The 19230-nt window shown below is 73.0% G+C and carries 13 protein-coding genes; 1 reads left to right on the top strand and 12 read right to left on the bottom strand.

Going from position 1 to position 19230, the window contains the following annotated elements:
* Positions 1–285: 285 nt before the first annotated feature.
* Entirely contained in the window at positions 286–1194 is a 909-nt protein-coding gene (gene rapZ / locus ACFO4E_RS26105; RefSeq protein ID WP_378579194.1) for an RNase adapter RapZ, read from the bottom strand.
* The gene (gene uvrC, locus ACFO4E_RS26100) at positions 1184–3280 is read right to left on the bottom strand and encodes an excinuclease ABC subunit UvrC (RefSeq protein WP_378579192.1); all 2097 of its coding nucleotides are present in this window, start codon (positions 3278–3280) and stop codon (positions 1184–1186) included. Before uvrC ends, rapZ begins: the two co-directional genes overlap by 11 nt.
* 220 nt (positions 3281–3500) lie before the next feature.
* On the opposite strand from uvrC, the gene ACFO4E_RS26095 reads away from it, so the two are divergent.
* Positions 3501–4769, top strand: coding sequence for a mechanosensitive ion channel family protein (locus ACFO4E_RS26095; protein WP_378579190.1), 1269 nt, complete (start codon positions 3501–3503; stop codon positions 4767–4769).
* Between the two features lie 102 nt (positions 4770–4871).
* Here ACFO4E_RS26095 and ACFO4E_RS26090 read toward each other — a convergent pair whose 3' ends face one another.
* From ACFO4E_RS26090 to steA, 10 genes are all read right to left on the bottom strand, one after another.
* Positions 4872–5267, bottom strand: a complete 396-nt coding sequence (locus ACFO4E_RS26090) for a Rieske (2Fe-2S) protein (RefSeq protein ID WP_378579187.1) — start codon at positions 5265–5267, stop codon at positions 4872–4874.
* Between the two features lie 279 nt (positions 5268–5546).
* Complete coding sequence (locus ACFO4E_RS26085; protein ID WP_378579185.1) at positions 5547–6128, bottom strand: RDD family protein; 582 nt, start codon at positions 6126–6128, stop codon at positions 5547–5549.
* A 791-nt stretch (positions 6129–6919) separates the two neighbouring features.
* Complete coding sequence (locus ACFO4E_RS26080; RefSeq protein ID WP_378579183.1) at positions 6920–7516, bottom strand: RDD family protein; 597 nt, start codon at positions 7514–7516, stop codon at positions 6920–6922.
* Positions 7517–7546: 30 nt separating this feature from the next.
* Positions 7547–10381, bottom strand: a complete 2835-nt coding sequence (uvrA, locus tag ACFO4E_RS26075; protein ID WP_378579260.1) for an excinuclease ABC subunit UvrA — start codon at positions 10379–10381, stop codon at positions 7547–7549.
* A gap of 258 nt (positions 10382–10639) precedes the next feature.
* Positions 10640–11650, bottom strand: a complete 1011-nt coding sequence (locus ACFO4E_RS26070; protein ID WP_378579181.1) for a TerC family protein — start codon at positions 11648–11650, stop codon at positions 10640–10642.
* A gap of 361 nt (positions 11651–12011) precedes the next feature.
* Positions 12012–13091: a glycosyltransferase family 4 protein gene (locus tag ACFO4E_RS26065; protein ID WP_378579178.1), complete on the bottom strand. Its 1080-nt coding sequence runs from the start codon at positions 13089–13091 to the stop codon at positions 12012–12014.
* Between the two features lie 231 nt (positions 13092–13322).
* Positions 13323–14954, bottom strand: coding sequence for a murein biosynthesis integral membrane protein MurJ (murJ, locus tag ACFO4E_RS26060; protein WP_378579175.1), 1632 nt, complete (start codon positions 14952–14954; stop codon positions 13323–13325).
* A gap of 507 nt (positions 14955–15461) precedes the next feature.
* The gene (locus ACFO4E_RS26055; protein ID WP_378579171.1) at positions 15462–16433 is read right to left on the bottom strand and encodes a hypothetical protein; all 972 of its coding nucleotides are present in this window, start codon (positions 16431–16433) and stop codon (positions 15462–15464) included.
* Between the two features lie 372 nt (positions 16434–16805).
* Positions 16806–18017, bottom strand: a complete 1212-nt coding sequence (locus tag ACFO4E_RS26050) for a copper transporter (RefSeq protein WP_378579167.1) — start codon at positions 18015–18017, stop codon at positions 16806–16808.
* Positions 18014–19219, bottom strand: coding sequence for a putative cytokinetic ring protein SteA (gene steA / locus ACFO4E_RS26045; RefSeq protein WP_378579163.1), 1206 nt, complete (start codon positions 19217–19219; stop codon positions 18014–18016). Before steA ends, ACFO4E_RS26050 begins: the two co-directional genes overlap by 4 nt.
* Between the last annotated feature and the right edge of the window lie 11 nt (positions 19220–19230).

The following is a 19230-nucleotide window of genomic DNA, read 5'->3' as shown; positions in this document are numbered from 1 at the left end:
CGATGTGCCCGTGCCCGCTGCGGCGGCGCCCGGCGGCGAATCCGACGTCGGCGGTCCGCAGGCCCTGGTCGGGGCCTGGAACCGGAACATGGTGCGCGTCGCGCCCGCCCGCACTGGGGTCGTCTGCCATCGAGTCCGCTTACCTCTGGGTCGTTGTCGGATGAGCACCGCGCGGAGACCCGGGATCGGGCAGGTGAACCGATGCGCACCACGGTTGGAATGAGCCAATGCTACGGCCCGGCGGGGCGTGCGCCGATCGTCCTCGCGGGCAACGGCCCGTCGCGATCACTCCCGGCCGAGGTCACGGTGCACGACGTGCACCTCGAGGCCCTGCTCACGCAGCCGCTCGCCGAACTGCTCGGCCATGGCGACGCTCCGGTGTTTACCGCCCGTACACCCCACCGCAAGCGTCATGTAGTGCTTGCCTTCGCGCTGATAGCCCGCGATGACCAGGCGCAGCACCTCGGAGTAGGAGTCGAGCATCTCCTTGGCGCCGTTCTGGGCGAGCACGTACTCCAGGACGGGGGCGTCGCGCCCGTTCATCGGGCGCAGCTCGGGGATCCAGTGCGGGTTGGGCAGGAAGCGGCAGTCCAGGACGAGGTCGGCGTCGACGGGCAGCCCGTGCTTGAAGCCGAAGGAGACGATGTTGGCGCGCGGCTTGGACTCCTCGGCCTCGCCGAAGAAGCCGATGACCTTCGCCTTGAGCTGGTGCACGTTGAGCTGGGAGGTGTCGATGACCAGGTCGGCCTCGCCGCGGATGGCGCGCAGGGTCTCGCGCTCGCGTGCGATGCCGTCGGTCAGCCGGCCGTCGCCCTGGAGGGGGTGGGGGCGGCGCACGCTCTCGAAGCGCCGCACCAGCGTTTCGTCGCCGGCCTCCAGGAACACCACGCGGGCGGCGATGCCGAGCCGGCGCAGCTCCTCGACGGTCGAGAGCAGGTCCTCGGTGAACGCCATGCTGCGCACGTCGACCACCGCGGCCACCCGGGGCACGGCGCCCTGGGTGCGGCCGGCGAGGTCGATCATGGTCGGCAGCAGGCCGGGCGGCAGGTTGTCGACGACGAACCAGTCCAGGTCCTCCAGCGCCCGCGCGGCGGTGCTGCGCCCGGCACCGGACATGCCCGTGACGATGACGATCTCGGGCGGGAGGTTCCCGCTGAGACTGCCGTTGCCGTTGCCGGTCTTGTCATCCCCCATGGTGTGGCTCATCCTCGTCTGCTGGGCCGCGCCCCGTGGCCGGGACGCGGCTCTCGTCGTCGTTTCCCTGCCCCGGCCGCGAGCTTCCCCCTGGTTCGCCGTTCAGCCGGGCGTGGATGGATTCGGCGAGCCGTGCGCCGATGCCCGGAACCTCCGCGATCTCCTCCGCCGTGGCCTCGGCGAGGCGCTTCACCGACCCGAAGTGTTTCAGCAGCGCCGTGCGGCGCGTGGGCCCCAGGCCCGGCATGTCGTCGAGCGCACTGCCGGTGAGCGCCTTGGCCCGCTTCTGGCGGTGGTAGGTGATCGCGAACCGGTGCGCTTCGTCGCGCACCCTCTGCAACAGGTACAGGCCCTCGCCGGTCCGCGGCAGGATCACCGGATCGTCGTCGTCGGGCAGCCACACCTCTTCCAGCCGTTTGGCGAGACCGCACACGGCGATGTCGTCGATGCCGAGCTCGTCCAAGGCCTGCTTGGCGGCCTGGACCTGCGGACGTCCGCCGTCCACGACTACCAGATTAGGCGGATAGGCGAACTTGGCGGGCGCCGACCCGGATTCTTTGCCCGAGGTCACAGCGGCGCCGTCCTCGGCGCCGGGGACGGGCGGGCCGCCGTCGTCCGCGTGGCCGTCGCCCATGGTGGCGACCTCGCCGTGCTTGCGGCTCTCCTCCAGGTAGCGGGTGAAGCGGCGGGTGATGACCTCGTGCATGGAGGCGACGTCGTTCTGCTCGGCGTCACCGCGGCTGGTGCCGCGGATGCTGAAGCGCCGGTACTCGGGCTTGCGGGCCAGGCCGTCCTCGAACACCACCATGGACGCCACCACGTGCTCGCCCATGAGGTTGGAGATGTCGAAGCACTCGATGCGCAGCGGGGCTTCGTCCAGGCCCAGGGCGTCCTGGATCTCGCCCAAGGCGCGGCTGCGCGTGGTGAGATCGCCCGCACGCTGGGTCTTGTGCCGGGCCAGCGCCTGCTCGGCGTTCTTGGCGACGGTTTCGAGCAGCGCCTTCTTGTCGCCCCGCTGGGGGACCCGGAGGTCGACGGCCGAGCCGCGGCGCTCGCTGAGCCACGCGGTGACCGAGGCGCGGTCGGCGGGCTCGGCCGAGACCAGGACCTCGCGCGGGATCACGGCGGCCCCGCCGTCGGGTGCGCCGTCGCCGTTGCCGTAGGCCTGGGCGAGGAAGCGCTCGACGAGGTGGCCGGTTCCGACGTCCTCGACCTTGTCGACGACCCAGCCCCGCTGGCCGCGGATGCGCCCGCCCCGGACGTAGAAGACCTGGACGGCGGCCTCCAATTGGTCCTCGGCTACGGCGATGACGTCGCAGTCGGTGGAGTCGCCCAGGACCACCGCCTGCTTCTCCAGCGCGGTGCGCAGGGCCTGGATGTCGTCGCGCAGGCGCGCGGCGCGCTCGTACTCCTGCTCCACGGCGGCATCGCGCATGTCCTGCTCGAGGCGGCGGATGAACCGGCCGGTGTCGCCGGCCATGAAGGAGCAGAAGTCCTCGGCCAGCGCGCGGTGCTCGTCGGCGTCGACGCGGCCGACGCAGGGGGCGACGCACTTGCCGATGTAGCCGAGCAGGCAGGGGCGCCCGGCGTTGCGGGCGCTGCGGAAGACCCCGGCCGAGCAGGTGCGCACGGGGAAGACGCGCAGCAGCAGGTCGACGGTCTCGCGGATGGCCCAGGCGTGGCCGTAGGGGCCGAAGTAGCGGACGCCCTTGCGCTTGGCACCGCGCATGACCTGGATGCGGGGGTAGTCCTCGCCCATGGTGACGGCGAGGTAGGGGTAGCTCTTGTCGTCGCGGTACTTGACGTTGAAGCGGGGGTCGTACTCCTTGATCCAGGAGTACTCCAGTTGCAGCGCCTCGACCTCGGTGCCCACGATGGTCCAGTCGACATCGGCGGCGGTGGCGACCATGTTCTGGGTGCGCGGGTGCAGGCCGGCGAAGTCCTGGAAGTAGGTCGAGAGGCGCGCGCGCAGGTTCTTCGCCTTGCCCACGTAGATGACCCGGCCGTGCTCGTCTCTGAAGCGGTAGACCCCCGGGGTCGTCGGAATGGAGCCGGGGCGGGGTCGCAACTGGGGTTGGGCTGGCATGCCTCCATTGTGGTCGGCGGCGCGGACATCGGCCACTCGGCGTCACCGCCGGCGGGCGCGGGACGGCGCCGGTCGCCGTTCGGGACCCGGGGTGGAATGCCAGGTCAGAGGGGGGTGCCGGCTGTGGGACCGCCTCACCGAATGTCACGATTAGGTATCCGCATGCCCTAGGTTGGGCGGGTACGAACGGAAATTCCACTAGCTCACGAGGAGTCCATCCGTGGATCTCGCCCAGTGGATCACGATCGGCGTCGCCGTCGCGATCTCCGTGCTCCTGGTCACGGTTGTGCACTGGCTGCTCACCCACAAGCTCCGCCGGGTCTGGTCCCTGGCGGGGCCGCTCGTCGAGCGCTGCCGGGGCTCGGCGTACGCCGCCGCGGCCGTCATCGGCATCAACGTCGCGCTGCCCAACCGGGGCGAACTGGCGGACCGGTCCGTCTTCCCCCTGCTCCAGCACGGGATGTCGATCCTGCTGATCGGCGCGCTGACCTGGCTGGCCCTGACGGCTGCCTACGCGGTGACCGACACCGTGCTGCTCAAGCTCGCCGAGCGCAACGCCGACGACGACCGCCGCTCCCGCCGTTTGCAGACCCAGGTGCGGCTGTTGCGCCGGGTGGTCGCGACCATCATCGGGTTCCTCGCCGTGGCCGCCATCCTGTTCACCTTCCCCGCCGTGCAGGGGCTGGGCGCCGGGCTGCTGGCCTCGGCCGGCCTGCTGTCGGTGGTGGCCGGTGTGGCGGCGCAGTCGACACTGGGCAACATCTTCGCCGGACTGCAACTGGCGTTCAGCGACGCGCTGCGCATCAACGACATCGTCGTGTTCCAGGGCGAGTGGGGGCGGGTCGAGGAGCTGAGCCTGACCAACGTGACCCTGCGGATGTGGGACGAGCGGCGCCTGGTGGTGCCGGTCTCGTACTTCGCCACGAGCCCGTTCGAGAACTGGACCAAGCAGGGGGCGTCGATCACCGGCTGGGTGATGCTCCAGGTCGACTGGTCGGTGCCGATCGAGAAGATCCGCGAGGAGGTGGGCTCCTTCGTCACCGAGCACCCGCTGTGGGACGGGCGGCGCTGGTCGCTCCAGGCCACCGACATCCTCGACGGCGGGGTGGTGCAGCTGCGGGCGGTGGCGACCACCGCCGACGCCGACGCCCGCTGGGACCTCGCCTGCGACCTGCGCGAGCACCTGATCGGCTTCATCAGCACGAACTACCCCGAGGCCCTGCCGCGGGGGCGGACGGAGTTCATCGCGGCCGGCGAGGACGACTACGCGACCGCCTTCCCGCAGTCGGCGTTCCGCCGGGGCCGCCCCTCGGCCGCGACGGATGAGCCGGGTGGAGCCGAAGCGCCGCGCGGAGCGGGCTCCCCGGGGCCCGACGGGTCGGTCGGTGTCGCGGGCTCCCGTGGCACGGAGGGCGGGTCCAGGGGCAGCGGCACCGACGACGACGGCCGCGGCGACGACGACGGAGACGGCGGCAACGACGGCGAGTGAGCGTGAGGCCGGCGCCGGGGACGGTGCCGGCCACCGTTCACTCCCCCGGGCCCGTGGCCCGGACCGGGCCCTGGGCTCCGGATCCGGGCCACGGGCCCGGGGTCACTCCAGGGTGATGTCGGTCCCCGCCACCGAGATGGCCAGCTCCTCCAGCGGCTGCTGCGAGGGGCCGGCGAGCACCGCCCCGGTCGAGATGTCGAACTCGCTGCCGTGGCACAGGCAGTGGATGTTCTCCTCGACCTCCTGGATCGTGCACCCGGCGTGCGGGCAGACGGCGTTGAACGCCTTGTACTCCCCCTCGGTGGGCTGGGTGATGACGAGTTTCCCGTCGATGACGATCGTCCCGCCGCCCTCAGGGATGTCGGTCGTCTGCGCGACCACCGTCCCCCTCAGGGCGTCCTGCGGCTGGGGCCTGTTCTCCTCCGTGGTGCAGGCCGCGGCCCCCACGACGGCGACCCCCGCGGCCCCGGCGGCCCCGAGCAGCCGCCGCCGGCTCATCCCACACCCACACGCCGCCCCCGCACCCATCGCGCGATCCCCTTCGATCCGGACTACTGACTACTACACACTGTAGTACCGGGCGCGGACCGCACCGACACCAGGGCGGGAGCGGAATCGGACCCCGCGCACCGGGCGGTCGGCGCCGGTCCCGCGGCGGCTCCCCGGCGGTGCCCGACGGGGTGGGAGGCGGGGAACTCCAGGCGGCCCCGGAACGCCGATGGCCCCAGCGTGCTGGGGCCATCGGCGTTCCGGCCCCGCGGCGCCGCGAAGCCGTTGTCAGTTGGCTCGGACGACGACCGTTCGGGCGACCTTGTCGTGTGCGCCCTGGTGGTTCGGGCGGTCCCAGAGGGGCCAGATGACCACCGCCAGCACCGCGAACGGGCCGATGAACACCACCGCGGCCCACCCGAGGGCCATCGTGAGGCTGCCGATGTTGAGGACGGCGGAGCGCGCGATGATCGACGCGACGGGGATGGGTCCCGGTCGGCCGCCGTTGTCGGCCGGCGCGACCTCCAGTTTCAACAGGCTCTTGCCGAACGTGCGGCGCCTTCCCTTCACCAGCACCGTGTCGTAGACGGTGAGGATGAGGAAGTAGACCACGCTGAAGATGATCACGAAGTTGCGCCAGGCCACGGAGCCGTCGCGCAGGCCGTCGAGGGCCTGGCCGCCGATCCAGACCAGCGCGATGACCAGCGCGACGATGGCCGCGGGCACGAGCACGATCACCCAGTCGATGAGCCGGGCGGCCACCCGCGCCCCCCACTGCGCGATCGGACGCTCCCGCTCCGCCTCCGCGACGAATGGCGGCGCGGGAACGGGGGCGGGGACGGGAGTGGGTGTGTGGGTGTGGACGGCCATGGGCTCGACCCCGGGGTAGGGCGGCGGCGGTTCGGCGTCGCGGTACGGCGGCGGACGCTGCTGCTCACCGTGCGGGCGGGGGTCGGCGCCCGGATACGGGGACGGATCGCCCTGACCGTACCGGGGCGGATCACCTTCGCGGTACGTGGGCGGCTCGGCGCCGCTGCCATGCGGCTGTGCGCCCGCGCTCCCGTGCGGGGGGTCGGCACCCCCGTAGGGCGGCGGCCCGGAGGCCCCGTACGGCTGGGGGTCGGCGCCCCCGTACGGCGGCGGCCCGGAGGCCCCGTACGGCTGGGGGTCGGCACCCCCGTACGGCGGCGGCCCGGAGGCCCCGTACGGCTGAGGGTCGGCACCCCCGTACGGCGGCGGCTCGGCGGCTCCGTAGGGCTGAGGGCCCGCGGCACCGCCGTACGGATCGGTGCCCCCGTACGGCTGACGGCCGGTTCCACCGTACGGCTGGGGAGCGGCGTCCGCGTACCGGGGCGGGGCGGAATCGCGGTAGGGCGGGGTGGCGGTGTTCCCGTACGGCGGGACCGGGGCTGCGGGGGTCTCCGGGGCGGGGTAGGGCGGCGGCGGGCCGCCGGCCCGTCCGCCCGGGTCGTAGCCTGCGGACTGCTGCTGCGGAACACCCGCCCCGTCGTTCCAGGGCGACGGGTGACTCATGAGAGGCGGTACCTCCTCGGGGCACGGCAGGGGGCTCGGCGCCTGAGCGGCGTGCCGGATGCGTCAGGCGGGGCGGTCGGGGCACCGGAGGCCCGGCCGGGCCGGGGCTGCGGACCCGACGACGACCCTTATGACGATACCGATCCCACCGGCCCGCCGACCACCGCCGTATCGCCGACCCGGTCGTGGATTCCGCGCCGCTGCGGCGAGGTGAAGACGGAGACGACGGCGTAGGCCGACACCATGAGCGCGATCATCCCGAGCACCGGCACGAAGTTGAACAGCACCGATGCGTAGAGCACGGCCGACCGCTTGAACACCGCCACGGGCACCGGGGCCTCCCCCGGGCCGGGCAGGAGCGGATCGGGGGCGGCACCGCCGGTTCCGGCACCCGTCGCGGCCCGCGAACGGGTCTCGGGCGCGGGGGCCGCCGTGATCCGCACGCGGCACACCCACTTGCCGATGGTGCGCCCGTACAGGCCGGTGAAGATGACCTCGTAGCCGGTGTAGAGCGCGAACAGGCTGAGTGACAGCACCACGGCGGGCAGCGGCTGGATGCCCGCGGGATCGGCGGCCCCTGGCAGGGTGCGTATCACCAGCGAGGTGACGGCCAGCGCGGCCGCACCGGTGATGACCAGGTCGACGAGCCGGGCCGCGATCCGCCGGCCGAGTCCGGCCGGGTGCGGTCCGAGTCCGGCCGGGGGTGGGCCGGGGGAAGCGCTCATACATCTCCTTGAACGGGGGCGCTGACGATGCTAGAGGATCTTGGCGAGGAAGCGTCCCGTGTAGGACTCCTCGACGCTCGCGATCTCCTCGGGGGTTCCGGTGGCCAGCACCGTACCGCCCCGCGAACCTCCCTCGGGCCCCATGTCGATGACGTGGTCGGCCGTCTTGATGACGTCGAGGTTGTGCTCGATGACGATCACGGTGTTGCCGGCGTCGGCCAGCCGGTTCAGCACGCCCAGCAGCTTGCGGATGTCCTCGAAGTGCAGGCCCGTGGTGGGTTCGTCGAGCACGTAGACGGTACGCCCGCTGGAGCGGCGCTGGAGTTCCGAGGCGAGCTTGACCCGCTGTGCCTCGCCGCCCGACAGGGTGGTGGCGGGCTGCCCCAGGCGGACGTAGCCCAGGCCGACGTCGTTGAGGGTCTGCATGTGCCGGCGGATCCCGGAGATCGGCTCGAAGAAGTCGACCGCCTCCTCGATCGGCATGTCGAGCACGTCGGCGATGGTCTTGCCCTTGTAGTGCACGTCCAGGGTCTCGCGGTTGTACCGCGCGCCGTGGCAGATCTCGCAGGGCACGTAGACGTCGGGCAGGAACTGCATCTCGATCTTGATCGTGCCGTCGCCGGCGCACGCCTCGCACCGGCCGCCCTTGATGTTGAACGAGAACCGCCCCGGCTGGTAGCCGCGCATCTTGGCCTCGGCGGTCTGGGCGAACAGCTTGCGGATGTGGTCGAAGACCCCGGAGTAGGTGGCGGGGTTGGACCGCGGGGTGCGCCCGATGGGGCTCTGGTCGACGTGCACGACCTTGTCGACCTGGTTGAGGCCGTTGACCCGGACGTGCCGGCCGGGCACCGAGCGGGCGCCGTTGAGCTCCTTGGCCAGCACCTTGTACAGGATCTCGTTGACCAGCGTGGACTTGCCCGACCCCGACACCCCGGTGACCGCGGTGAACACGCCCAGCGGGAACGCGACGTCGACATCGTGCAGGTTGTTCTCGCGCGCGCCCTTGACGACGAGTTCGCGCCCCTTGACGCGGGGCCGCCGGCCGACCGGGACCTCGATGCGGCGCCGCCCGGTGAGGTAATCGCCGGTGGAGGATTCGGTGCTGTTGAGCAGATCCTCGACGGTGCCCGACACCACGACGTCGCCGCCGTGCTCGCCGGCGCCGGGGCCGATGTCGACCACCCAGTCGGCCGCTCGGATGGTGTCCTCGTCGTGCTCGACGACGATGAGCGTGTTGCCGATGTCGCGCAGCCGCTGGAGGGTTTCCAGCAGCCGGATGTTGTCGCGCTGGTGCAGCCCGATGGAGGGCTCGTCGAGCACGTAGAGCACGCCGACCAGGCCGGAGCCGATCTGGGTGGCCAGGCGGATGCGCTGGGCCTCGCCGCCCGACAGCGACGCGGCCGCCCGCTCCAGGCTGAGGTAGTCCAGGCCGACGTCCAGCAGGAAGCCGAGCCGGGCGTTGATCTCCTTGAGGACCTGGCCGGCGATCACCTGGTCGCGCTCGCTGATGTCGAGATCGCGCAGGAAGTCCGCGGTCTCGTTGAGCGCCATGGAGCTGACCTCGGAGATGGAGGCGCCGCCCACGGTCACCGCGAGGATGACCGGCTTGAGCCGCTTGCCCTCGCAGACGGGGCAGGGCACCGTGCGCATGTAGCCCTCGAGGCGCTCGCGGCCGGAGTCGCTCTCGCTCTCGGAGTGGCGGCGCTTGAGCCAGGGGATGACGCCTTCGAAGTTGGTGTAGTAGGAGCGGGTGCGCCCGTAGCGGTTGCGGTAGCGCACGTGCACCTGGGTCTCGTGGCCGTGCAGCAGCGCCTTGCGGCCGGCCTTGGGGAGCTTCTCCCAGGGGGTGTCGAGGTCGAACCCGATGGCGTCGCCGACCGCCTCCATCAGCCGGCCGAAGTACTCGGTGGCGTGCCCGCCCGACCAAGGCGAGACCGCGCCCTCGTTGATGGTCTTGGCGGGGTCGGGGACCAGGAGCTCGGGGTCGACCTCCATGCGCGTGCCCAGCCCGGCGCAGTCGGGGCAGGCGCCGTAGGGCGAGTTGAAGGAGAAGGAGCGGGGCTCCAGCTCCTCGAAGGAGAGGTCGTCGTAGGGGCAGTACAGGTGCTCGGAGAACACCTTCTCGCGACCGGGGTCGCCCTCGGGGGTGTCGACGAAGTCGAGCACGATGGTGCCGGCGGCGAGCTGGAGCGCGGTCTCGACGGAGTCGGTGAGCCGCTGCTTGGCGGATTCCTTGACCGCGAGGCGGTCGACCACGACCGCGATGTCGTGCTTCTCCTGCTTCTTGAGCGCGGGGGCTTCGTCGAGGCGGACGGCGGCGCCGTCGACGATCGCGCGGGTGAAGCCCTTGCTCTGGAGGTCCTTGAACAGCTCCGCGTACTCGCCCTTGCGGCCCCGCACGACCGGCGCGAGCACCTGGAAGCGGGTGGATTCGGGCAGCTCCAGGACGCGGTCGACGATCTGCTGCGGGGTCTGGCGGGCGATCTCGCGTCCGCACTCGGGGCAGTGGGGGACGCCGATGCGCGCCCACAGCAGCCGCAGGTAGTCGTAGACCTCGGTGATGGTGCCGACCGTGGAGCGGGGGTTGCGGTTGGTCGACTTCTGGTCGATGGAGACCGCGGGCGACAGGCCCTCGATGAAGTCGACGTCGGGCTTGTCCATCTGGCCCAGGAACTGGCGGGCGTAGGCCGACAGGGACTCGACGTAGCGGCGCTGGCCCTCGGCGAAGATGGTGTCGAAGGCCAGTGAGGACTTGCCCGACCCCGACAGCCCGGTGAAGACGATCATGGCGTCGCGCGGGAGGTCCAGCGAGACGTCTTTGAGGTTGTGCTCCCGGGCGCCCCGGATCACCAGCTCCTCGGCCATGTGCTTGATCAGCCCTTTCGGCATCGGCTCGCGTATCGAGGGCGCGCAGGGCCCCAAGGGGGTGCACGCCACGCGGGATGGGTGGGGAGGAGGTGCGGCGCGGAGCGCGCGCCATCCGTCGTTCGGCCCCAGACCTCTAAGTTAACGATTTCGGGGGGCGGAAACTTCCACATGGGAAAACGCCCGATGCCCGCCGGTTTCCCGGCGGGCATCACCACTATAGACGACGTCAGGCGAACAGTCGTTCGAACGCTCGCCTCATTCCCCGCTGACGCTGCGCGGGCCCGACCCCGCCTTCGCCTCCGCGGACGGGGCCTTGCGGAGCAGGCTGGCCACGATGGTCACGGTCATCACGCCGAGGATCACGGTCAGCGAGAGGCCGGTGCTGATCTCGGGGACGTGCACGCCGTTCTCGTGCAGCGCGTGCAGGATCATCTTGATGCCGATGAACACCATGATCCCCGCCAGGCCCCAGCTGATGTAGGTGAGCCGGTCCATGAGCCCGGCCAGCAGGAAGTAGAGCTGGCGCAGGCCCAGCAGCGCGAACGCGTTGGCGGTGAAGACGATGTAGGCGTCCTGGGTGAGGCCGAAGATGGCCGGGATGGAGTCGACGGCGAAGACGAGGTCGGTGACGCCGATGGCCACGATCACCAGGAGCATGGGCGTGACGTGGCGGCGTCCCTCCTTCTTCACGGTGAGGTGGGCGCCGTGGTACTCGTCGGTCACCGGCCACACCTGGCGCACCATGCGCACGGCGAAGCTCTGGGTGAAGTCCTGGTCCTCTTCGTCCTTCTTGAGGTGGTCGCGGACGATCTTGACGGCGGTGTAGATGAGGAACGCGCCGAAGAGGTAGAAGACCTCGCTCCAGGCGTTGATGGCCTGGGCGCCGATGGCGATGAAGATACCGCGCATGACCAGCGCGATGACGATGCCGATCAGGAGCACTTCGTGCTGGTAGCGCTTCGGCACCGCGAAGCTGCCCATGATCAGGTAGAAGACGAAGAGGTTGTCGACGCTGAGGCTCTTCTCGGTCACGAAGCCCGCGAAGTACTCGCCGGCGATCGTGGCGCCGCCGTAGTACCAGACACCGAACCCGAACAGGATCGCGATTCCGATGTAGAAGGCGGCCCACCACGCCGCCTGCTTCATCCCGAATTCCTTCGGGCCGCTCTTCTTGCTCCACGGGTGGTCGACGATCGCGAGGTCGACCGCCAGGATCACCACCATCGCGCCGATGGTGGCAAGCCACACCCACATAGGGACATCCATAGGAGAACTCCTCCGGTACGGACCGCCCGATTCGCATTCGGGCATGTTCGACTACCGGAGGTCTCTCCCGTCCCCGGGCGGCCGCATGCGCGGATCACCTCGTGGACCGACGGCACCGGGCGCGCTCCATTGCGCTCCGTGATGACGACACCGCCGCGAAAGGGATACTCCCCTCACGTTGATCCAGGTTGCGAACGCGCGGGGAACCCCGTGCGGTTCCCGGATCACCTACATGATGCCATTGATCGCAGGCTGTGAACACCACGTGCGGGAATGTTCCGTGCCATGTCAGGGGGTGCCCGGGCGGTGGTGGGGCCACTGTGGGAGGGCGTCAGGGCGGCCGATCCGGGATCGTCGCCGGTCATGGCGCCACGAGCCGCTCGTAAAGGCGGCTGACCTGGTCGAGCGCGTCCTCCTCGGTGGGCAAGCTCACAGCCGCCCGTGCCGAGGCCGTGCGCAGGCGCTCGGCAACGGCGGCGTCGTCGAGCACGTCGCCGACCGCCCGCGCCAGCGCGCGCGGGTCGCCGGGCGCCACCAGGCGCGCGGTGTCGCCGTAGAGGCCGGGGATCCCGCCGACCCGCGTGGCGACCACCGGCAGCCCGGCGCGCAGCGCCTCCATGATGACCAGGGACGGCCCCTCCCAGAGGCTGGGCAGGACGAACAGGTCGGCGGCGGCGAGCAGGTCGGCGACGTCGGTGCGGTGCCCCAGGAGGCGCACGGGCAGGCCCTCCGCCGCGGCGCGGGCCGCCAGGCCGTCGTACAGCGGGCCGTCGCCGGCGACGGCGATGACCGGCCGCGGGGTGCGGTCCGCGATCGCGGGGGCGGCGTCCAGCAGCACCTCCAGGCCCTTCTGGGCGGCGAGCCGCGCCACGACCAGCAGCAGCGGGCGGTCCGCGGGAACGCCCAGTTCCACCCGCGCCTCCTCCCTGGTACGCGCGGGCGGCTCCTTGGGCGGCGCCGCCACCACGGCGAGAGCGGTCCGGCGCGCGCCCAGGGCGCGCATGCGCTCCACGATGTCACCGGAGACGCCGAGGACCGCGTCGGCCCGCCACGCCACCACGCGCTCCAGAACGGGGTAGACGAGCCTGCGCGGCCCCGTGGCGACCGGTGCCGCGTTGTGGAGCGTCACGGCCAGCGGCGGCCCGGGGGGCAGGGCGCACAGGGCTCCGGCGCGGATGCCGTGGGCGTGCACGACATCGGCGCCGGCCAGGCGCACGTCGAGGCGCAGGGCGGCGACGGTGTCGCGGCCGGGGTGCGGGGTCGCCCCGATCTCGACGGGGACGAACGCGGCACCGGTGGCGGCGAACCCGAAGCGGTCGTCGGTCTCCGCCGGGCCCACGACCACCACCTGGTGCCCGCGCGCGACGAGCCCTCCGGCCAGGGAGTGCACGTGCCGGCCCGCTCCCCCGCTGCTGACCCCGATGACCAGACCGATCCGCATCCGCCGTCCCTTCTCCCGCCGTCCGGTCCGCCGCCACCGCGAGTGGTGTCCGGGGCCGTACCGGCTCGTCTCATGTGCCCATGGCCGCCTGCTCCGCCCGCCGCCGGGCCCTGGGAAGCCCGGCGGCACGGCGCCGCCGCGCCCCAGCGGAGCGTGCCGGCCTGCTCCGCCCCCCGGGCGCGTCCGGCGTCCGGTCGCGGCTCCGGGCGGGTCCGGGCGCGGCGCGGCTCGTCACGCATCGGATACCGCCCCGCTCCCGGAGGCGCCCAAGCGGCCCCGCGCGATTCCCGCGCGCACCGCCCGGGCGTCGATCAGCAGCGCCGCGGCCCCGAAGGCCGCGACGGCGGTGCCGCCCGCGGCGAGCGCCGCCCCGGCGTTGGGCCACGCGCCGTGCACGTCGAGCGCCGCCGCCACCCACCGGCCCGCGCCGTATCCGGCGGCGGTGCCCGCCAGCGTGGCGAGGAGCGCGCGCCCCATCCCGGCGAACGCCGCCCGCCCGTGCGCCGCCACCACCGCCGCGGCCAGGAGCGCCGCCCCCAGGCTCAGCCCGACCGTGGCGGCGCCGCCCAGCGCCGCCACGGCCCACTCCGCGGGCAGCGCGCCGACCAGGACGACGCTCGCCGCCATGACGGCCGCCCAGCCGGCGACCTGCGCCAGCGCGGCCCGGCGCCCGTGGTGCGAGGCGTACAGCGCGCGGCTGAGCAGGGCGACCAGGCCGAACCCCACGATGCCGGGGGCGTAGGCGAGCAGCGCCCGCGCGAGTGGGAGCGGGTCGCCTCCGGCGAACACCTCGGCGACGGGCCCTGCCGCGGCGGCCAGGGCGGTCGCCAATCCGGCGGTGATGACGACGACCGCGCGGGCGCTGACGGCGAGCACCGCGCCGAACCCGCGGTGGTCCTGCTCGCCGTGGCGCACCGACAGGGTCGTGAAGGCGCTGGTGGCGATGGGGACGGCGATGACGCCGTAGGGCAGGGTGAACAGGGTCCAGGCGTAGTTGTAGAGGACCGCCGCGCCGGTGCCGCCGCCGCGGTTGGCGAGGGCGAGCGCGAGGAGCAGGGTCAGCTGCATGGCGATCAGCGGCAGTACGGCCGCCGACGCCAGGGAGCGGACGCGCCGCCCGGTGCCGTCGGGGAAGGTCAGGCGGGGGCGCACGCGCAGGCGCAGCCGCAGGAAGGCCGGCAGCGCGGTGAGGAAGAGGGCGGCCACCCCGGCGGTCGTGCCCAGCGACAGGGTGAGTTCGGCGCTGAGGGGAAGGCCCGAGAGGTCGTCGCGGTGGCCCGCGCCCAAGGGGACGAAGGCGATGTAGGCGGCGATCACCACGATGCTGGAGACCAGGGGGGCGAGAGCGGGGGCGAGGAAGCGGCGGTGGGCCTGGAGGACGCCGTAGAGCACGGCGGCGAGGCCGTAGAAGAGGATCTGGGGGGCGAAGACGAGCAGGAAGCGCGCCGACAGCGCGAGCAGGTCCGCGGCGCCGCAGCCCGCTCCCCCGCCGAGCATCACCACCATGGCCGGCGGTGCCGCGGCGCACAGCAGCAGGCTCAGCGGGACGGCGATGAGTACCACCCAGGTGACCAGGGCCGACGCGGTGTCGCGCACGTGGTCGCGGTCGTCCCTCGCGGCGGCGGCCGCCAGCACGGGCACGACCATGCCCGACAGGGCTCCCCCGATGACGATCTCGAACAGGACCGTGGGCACCTGGTTGGCCGTGACGTAGGCGGTCCCCAGGCAGGTGTCGCCCACGGTCTGGGAGAAGACCAGCGTCCGGGTGAACCCGGCGACCCGCGCGAGCCCGGTCGCGACGGCGATCAGCGCCGCCGCACCGGCCACCCCCGCGCCCAGCCGCCGGATCCGGTCGGGTGTCACCTCGGCTGCGCTCCTCGGCTATCGGGGCCCCGTTGCGGGCGGGGAGGGGAAGGACGGGTCCGGAGGGGCCGACTCCGGGGGGGAGAGAGTGAGCGGGGGTGTCGGCTCAGCAGGCGCCGACCGGATCCGCAGAGGGGCCGACCGCACGGCACGCGATTCCCCGACATGAACCGGGCCGGGGGCAGCCGACATGCACCGGCCGAAACCACCGCGCCGGCCCAGGGGCTGGACCCCGCTCATGATCCGACTGCAACCGACGACCCCACCGGCCAAGAACAGGACACCACACCGATCCGAGACGGTTCACGCCCAGGACACCGCCCGAACCGGAGCCGCACACGCCGACCGCACGGCGAGCGGCTACACGACAAAGACCGGGCCGGGGGCAGTCGGCATGCACCGGCCGAGGCCGTCGAGCCGGCGCAGGGGCGGGACCTCGGTCATGAGGCGGCTGAAGCCGACGCACTCGCCGACCATGAACGAGGCCGCGCACCGGTCCGGAGCCGTTCACGCGCAGGCCGCCGCCGGAACCGGGGCCGGGCCCGCCGACCGCGCGGTGAGCGGTTCCCCGACAGGGACCGGGCCGGGGGCGGGTGGCGTGCGGCGGCCGAGGCCGTCGAGCCGGCGCAGGGGCGGGACCTCGGTGATGATGCGGCTGAAGCTGACGAACTCGCTGGCCAGGGTCAGGCCGACGACTCCCCCGAGCAGGGCCGCGCGCGTCCGGCGGGGCAGCGAGACGGCGGCCGCCACCCCCAGCGCGGCGCCCAGCGCGTTGGCACCGGCGTCGCCCAGCATCGCCCGTTCGGCGAGGTCCTCGGGGAGGACCGCCGCGGCGGCCCCCAGAGCCGCCCCCGCGATGCCCGCCGCGGGCCCGGTGAGGGCCGGGGCGCCGGCGGCGAGCCCGACCTTGATGGCGCGTCCGGGCCGCAGGTCGAAGAGGTTGAGCAGGTTCGCGCTCCCGGCGATCACGGCCCCGTTGATGAGGACGTCGATCGGACGGCCCCGGGCGACGGCCGCGGCGGCCAGTCCGGTGGCGCCGATCCCCGCGATCTTGATCGCCCCGGTGGTGACCTCGCCGCGGGCCAGCGCCCCGAGGTGGCCGCGGAACCCCCGGGAGCGGGAGGAGCCGGATATGTCGTCGTAGGCGCCGAAGACGGCGGAGCCCGCCGCGGCGACCACGGCGGCCGCGCGCCAGGGCCGCGGGACACCGGGCGCCAGCGCGGTCCCGGCGCAGATGCCGGCGGCGAGGGCCGGTCCCTCGACCAGGGTGACGTCCGCGCCGCGGAAGTTGGTGCGCGTCCACACGTCGCGGGCGTGCTCGGCGACGCGGAACACGTCGTCGACCGTGCCCTGGCCCGGATGGCCGGCCAGCAGCGTATAGGCGGCGCGCGCCCCGCACGCGCCGAACGCGGCCGCGGCCGTGCCCGCACACACCGACCGCACGCACCGCGCCGCGGCGGTGAGACAGGCAATGGGCATGGTGGATGTGCTCTCTTCCTCGGATTCGTGGATGTCGGCCCCGGCGCGCTCTCCCGGCCCGCCGCCGGCGGCGCTACCGCCGCGGTCCGCTGCCCGGGCCGGCGGGGCACCGCCACCCGCCGGGCCGGCGGCCGCGCCGTGCGGCCGGCCGGGGCGTGCCGGATCGGCCGGATGCGGTCCGGCGGGGCCGGTTCCGCGCCGTCCGCGTCCTCGGCCCGCGCGCGGGCCCGCGGTCGGTGCTCCGCGGCGGCCGTCACCGCGCGGCCGCGCCCGCCCGACCGCTCCGCTTCGCCGTCCGGACCGTGCCGTGGCGTTCCGGCCCGCGAACACGCCGGGGGCGCACACGGGCCGGAACGGCGCTGCGGTGACGGGTCAGGGCGCGTCCGGGTCGGCGCGTTCCTCGTCCCCGTCGCGGCCGGCGCGGTCGGCGCGGTCGGCGCGGGCGGACGGGTCGGCGGGCGGGCTCTTGCGGTCCTGGGAGTCGTCGTCCGCACCGCCCTCACCGGGGCGCGGGCCGGGCAGGAAGCCGTCGACCCCTTCGCCGATCCCGTAATGCCCGCTGCGCCCTTCGACCGCGGCGGCGATGGCGAGTGCGGCCGCGACGTCCCCCGCGGCGCGCCCGCCGGTGTCGACGGTGGAGAACGCGGGCTCCTCGGCGCGCGCCTGCGCCACGAGCCCTCCGGGGCCGATCGAGGTGGCCCCGCCCACCAGCACCGCGCCGTCGGCGGCACCCGCGAGCGCGCCGGCCAGGGCGAGCATCGCGTCATTGCCGGGCGGCAGTGCGTCCTTCTGCGGGGCGGCCGCCTCCTCACCTGTGGCGAACGCCTTGGCCGGGGCGAGCACGATGCCGATGTCGGCCTTCTCGGCGGGGTCGCCCTGCACGCCGAGCAGCCCGGCACCCTCGAAGCCCGACAGCACCGCCTCGGCATCGAACTGGCCCCCTGCGGCGCCGGATGCGGCCGGGTCCTCCTCTTCCTCCGCGGCGGAGGGCTCGGCGGACGGGGTGTCCTCGGCGTCCGCCGCGCCGGCGCCTTCGCCGGTGCCGGGGCTTTGGGACGGCTCCGGGGAGTCGTCGGCGACGTGCTGGTCCGGGCGGAGCACCGCGCGGGCCAGTTCCGCCGCGGAGCGCTCGTGGGCACCGCCGCGGGGCAGCTCGAACCCGCCCGCGAGCTGGTCGGTCAGCTCGTTGACGAACGTCTCCTGGCCGGGGTCGAGGTATTTGTCGGTGAACACCAGCCGGCCGGGGACGCTGCCGCCGGCCTGCTCGATGCGTTCGACGACGCCGGTGCGCAGCTCCTCGTCGACCCCGGGCGACTCCAGGACGACGACCTTGCGGCCGGTGAGCCGGTCGCCGAGCACGTCGTCGGAGTAGGCGGCGGCGAGGTGGTCGCCGCCCAGGCTGTACCTGTCGGTGACGTCCTTCTCGGCGCGCAGTTCCTCGCTCTGCGAGCGCAGGTCGGAGGTCTCCGACTGGAGCGTGTTCAGCAGCGGGTCCTGGAGCATGGTGGTGCCCAGGACGATGCCCACCGTGAGCGCGAGGAAGACCGCGACGATGGAGACCAGGTGATAGCGGAAGTCGATCACGTGAACAACCCCGTGAGCCAGTAGAGGAACGCGTCCCAGCGTGCGGCGAGGAAGGTGGCGTACACCTGCCCGGCCGGTGAGCTGTAGGCGGCGACCATGATGGTGAGCAAGGACGCCGCGGCGAGCGCCAGGAGCGTCCACGGCGAGATACGGCTTCGGTAGAGGCGGCTGACGCCCTTGGCGTCGACCAGCTTGCCGCCCACCCGCAGCCGGGTGAGGAAGGTGCTGGCCATGCCGGCGCGGCCCTTGTCGAGGAATTCCTCCAGCGTGGCGTGGGTCCCCACGGCCACGATGAGCACCGCCCCGGAGTCGTCGGCGAGCATCATGGCGACGTCCTCGCTGGTCCCGGTGGCGGGGAAGATGACCGCGTCGTGGCCGAGGTCGTGCACCCGTTTGAGCCCTGGAGCGCGGCCGTCGCGGTAGGCGTGCACGACGAGTTCCGCACCGCAGGTGAGCGCCTGGTCGGAGACGGAGTCGAAGTCGCCCACGATGATGTCGGGGCGGTAGCCGGCCTCCAGCAGGGCGTCGGCCCCGCCGTCCACGCCGATCTTCACGGGCCGGTACTCGCGGATGTAGGAGCGCAGGGTGGCGATGTCCTCGCGGTAGTGGTAGCCGCGGACCACGATCAGCGCGTGCCGGCCCTCGATCCTGGTCGCGATGTCGGGGACCCCGACGCCGTCGAACAGCAGGTCCCGTTCCCGCTTGAGGTACTCCATCGTGTTGGCGGCGAACGCCTCCAGCTGCACCGACAGTCCGGCGCGGGCCTCCACCATGGCGGCCTCGACGGACTCGGTGTCCTGCGGTGACCCCTTGGCCACGATCTCGTCGCCGCGGTAGAGGGTGTTGCCCTCCAGCCGGACGAGTTCGCCGTCGTGGATCCGGGTGAAGACCTCGGGGTCGACGTCGTCGAGGAGCGGGATCCCGGCCTCGACGAGGAGCTGGGGGCCGAGGTTGGGATACCGGCCGCTGATACTGGTGGCGACGTTGAGGACCGCGGACACACCACAGTTCACCAGGGCTTCGGCGCTGACGCGGTCGAGGTCGACGTGGTCGATGATCGCGATGTCGCCGGGCTTGAGCCGTTTGGTGAGGTTCTTGGTCCGACGGTCCGATCGGGCCGGTGCGATGATGCCGATGGATCCGCCGGGTCTGATACGGCGGATTCTGGTGAGGCGGGCGCCGAGCGCCGTCGGGACCTTCATTGCTCGGATGT

Source organism: Nocardiopsis mangrovi (genome assembly GCF_042653925.1).
Taxonomy (GTDB): domain Bacteria; phylum Actinomycetota; class Actinomycetes; order Streptosporangiales; family Streptosporangiaceae; genus Nocardiopsis_B; species Nocardiopsis_B mangrovi.
The sequence above is the reverse complement of the archived record's forward strand: the minus strand, read 5'-3'. Positions and strand labels throughout refer to the sequence as shown.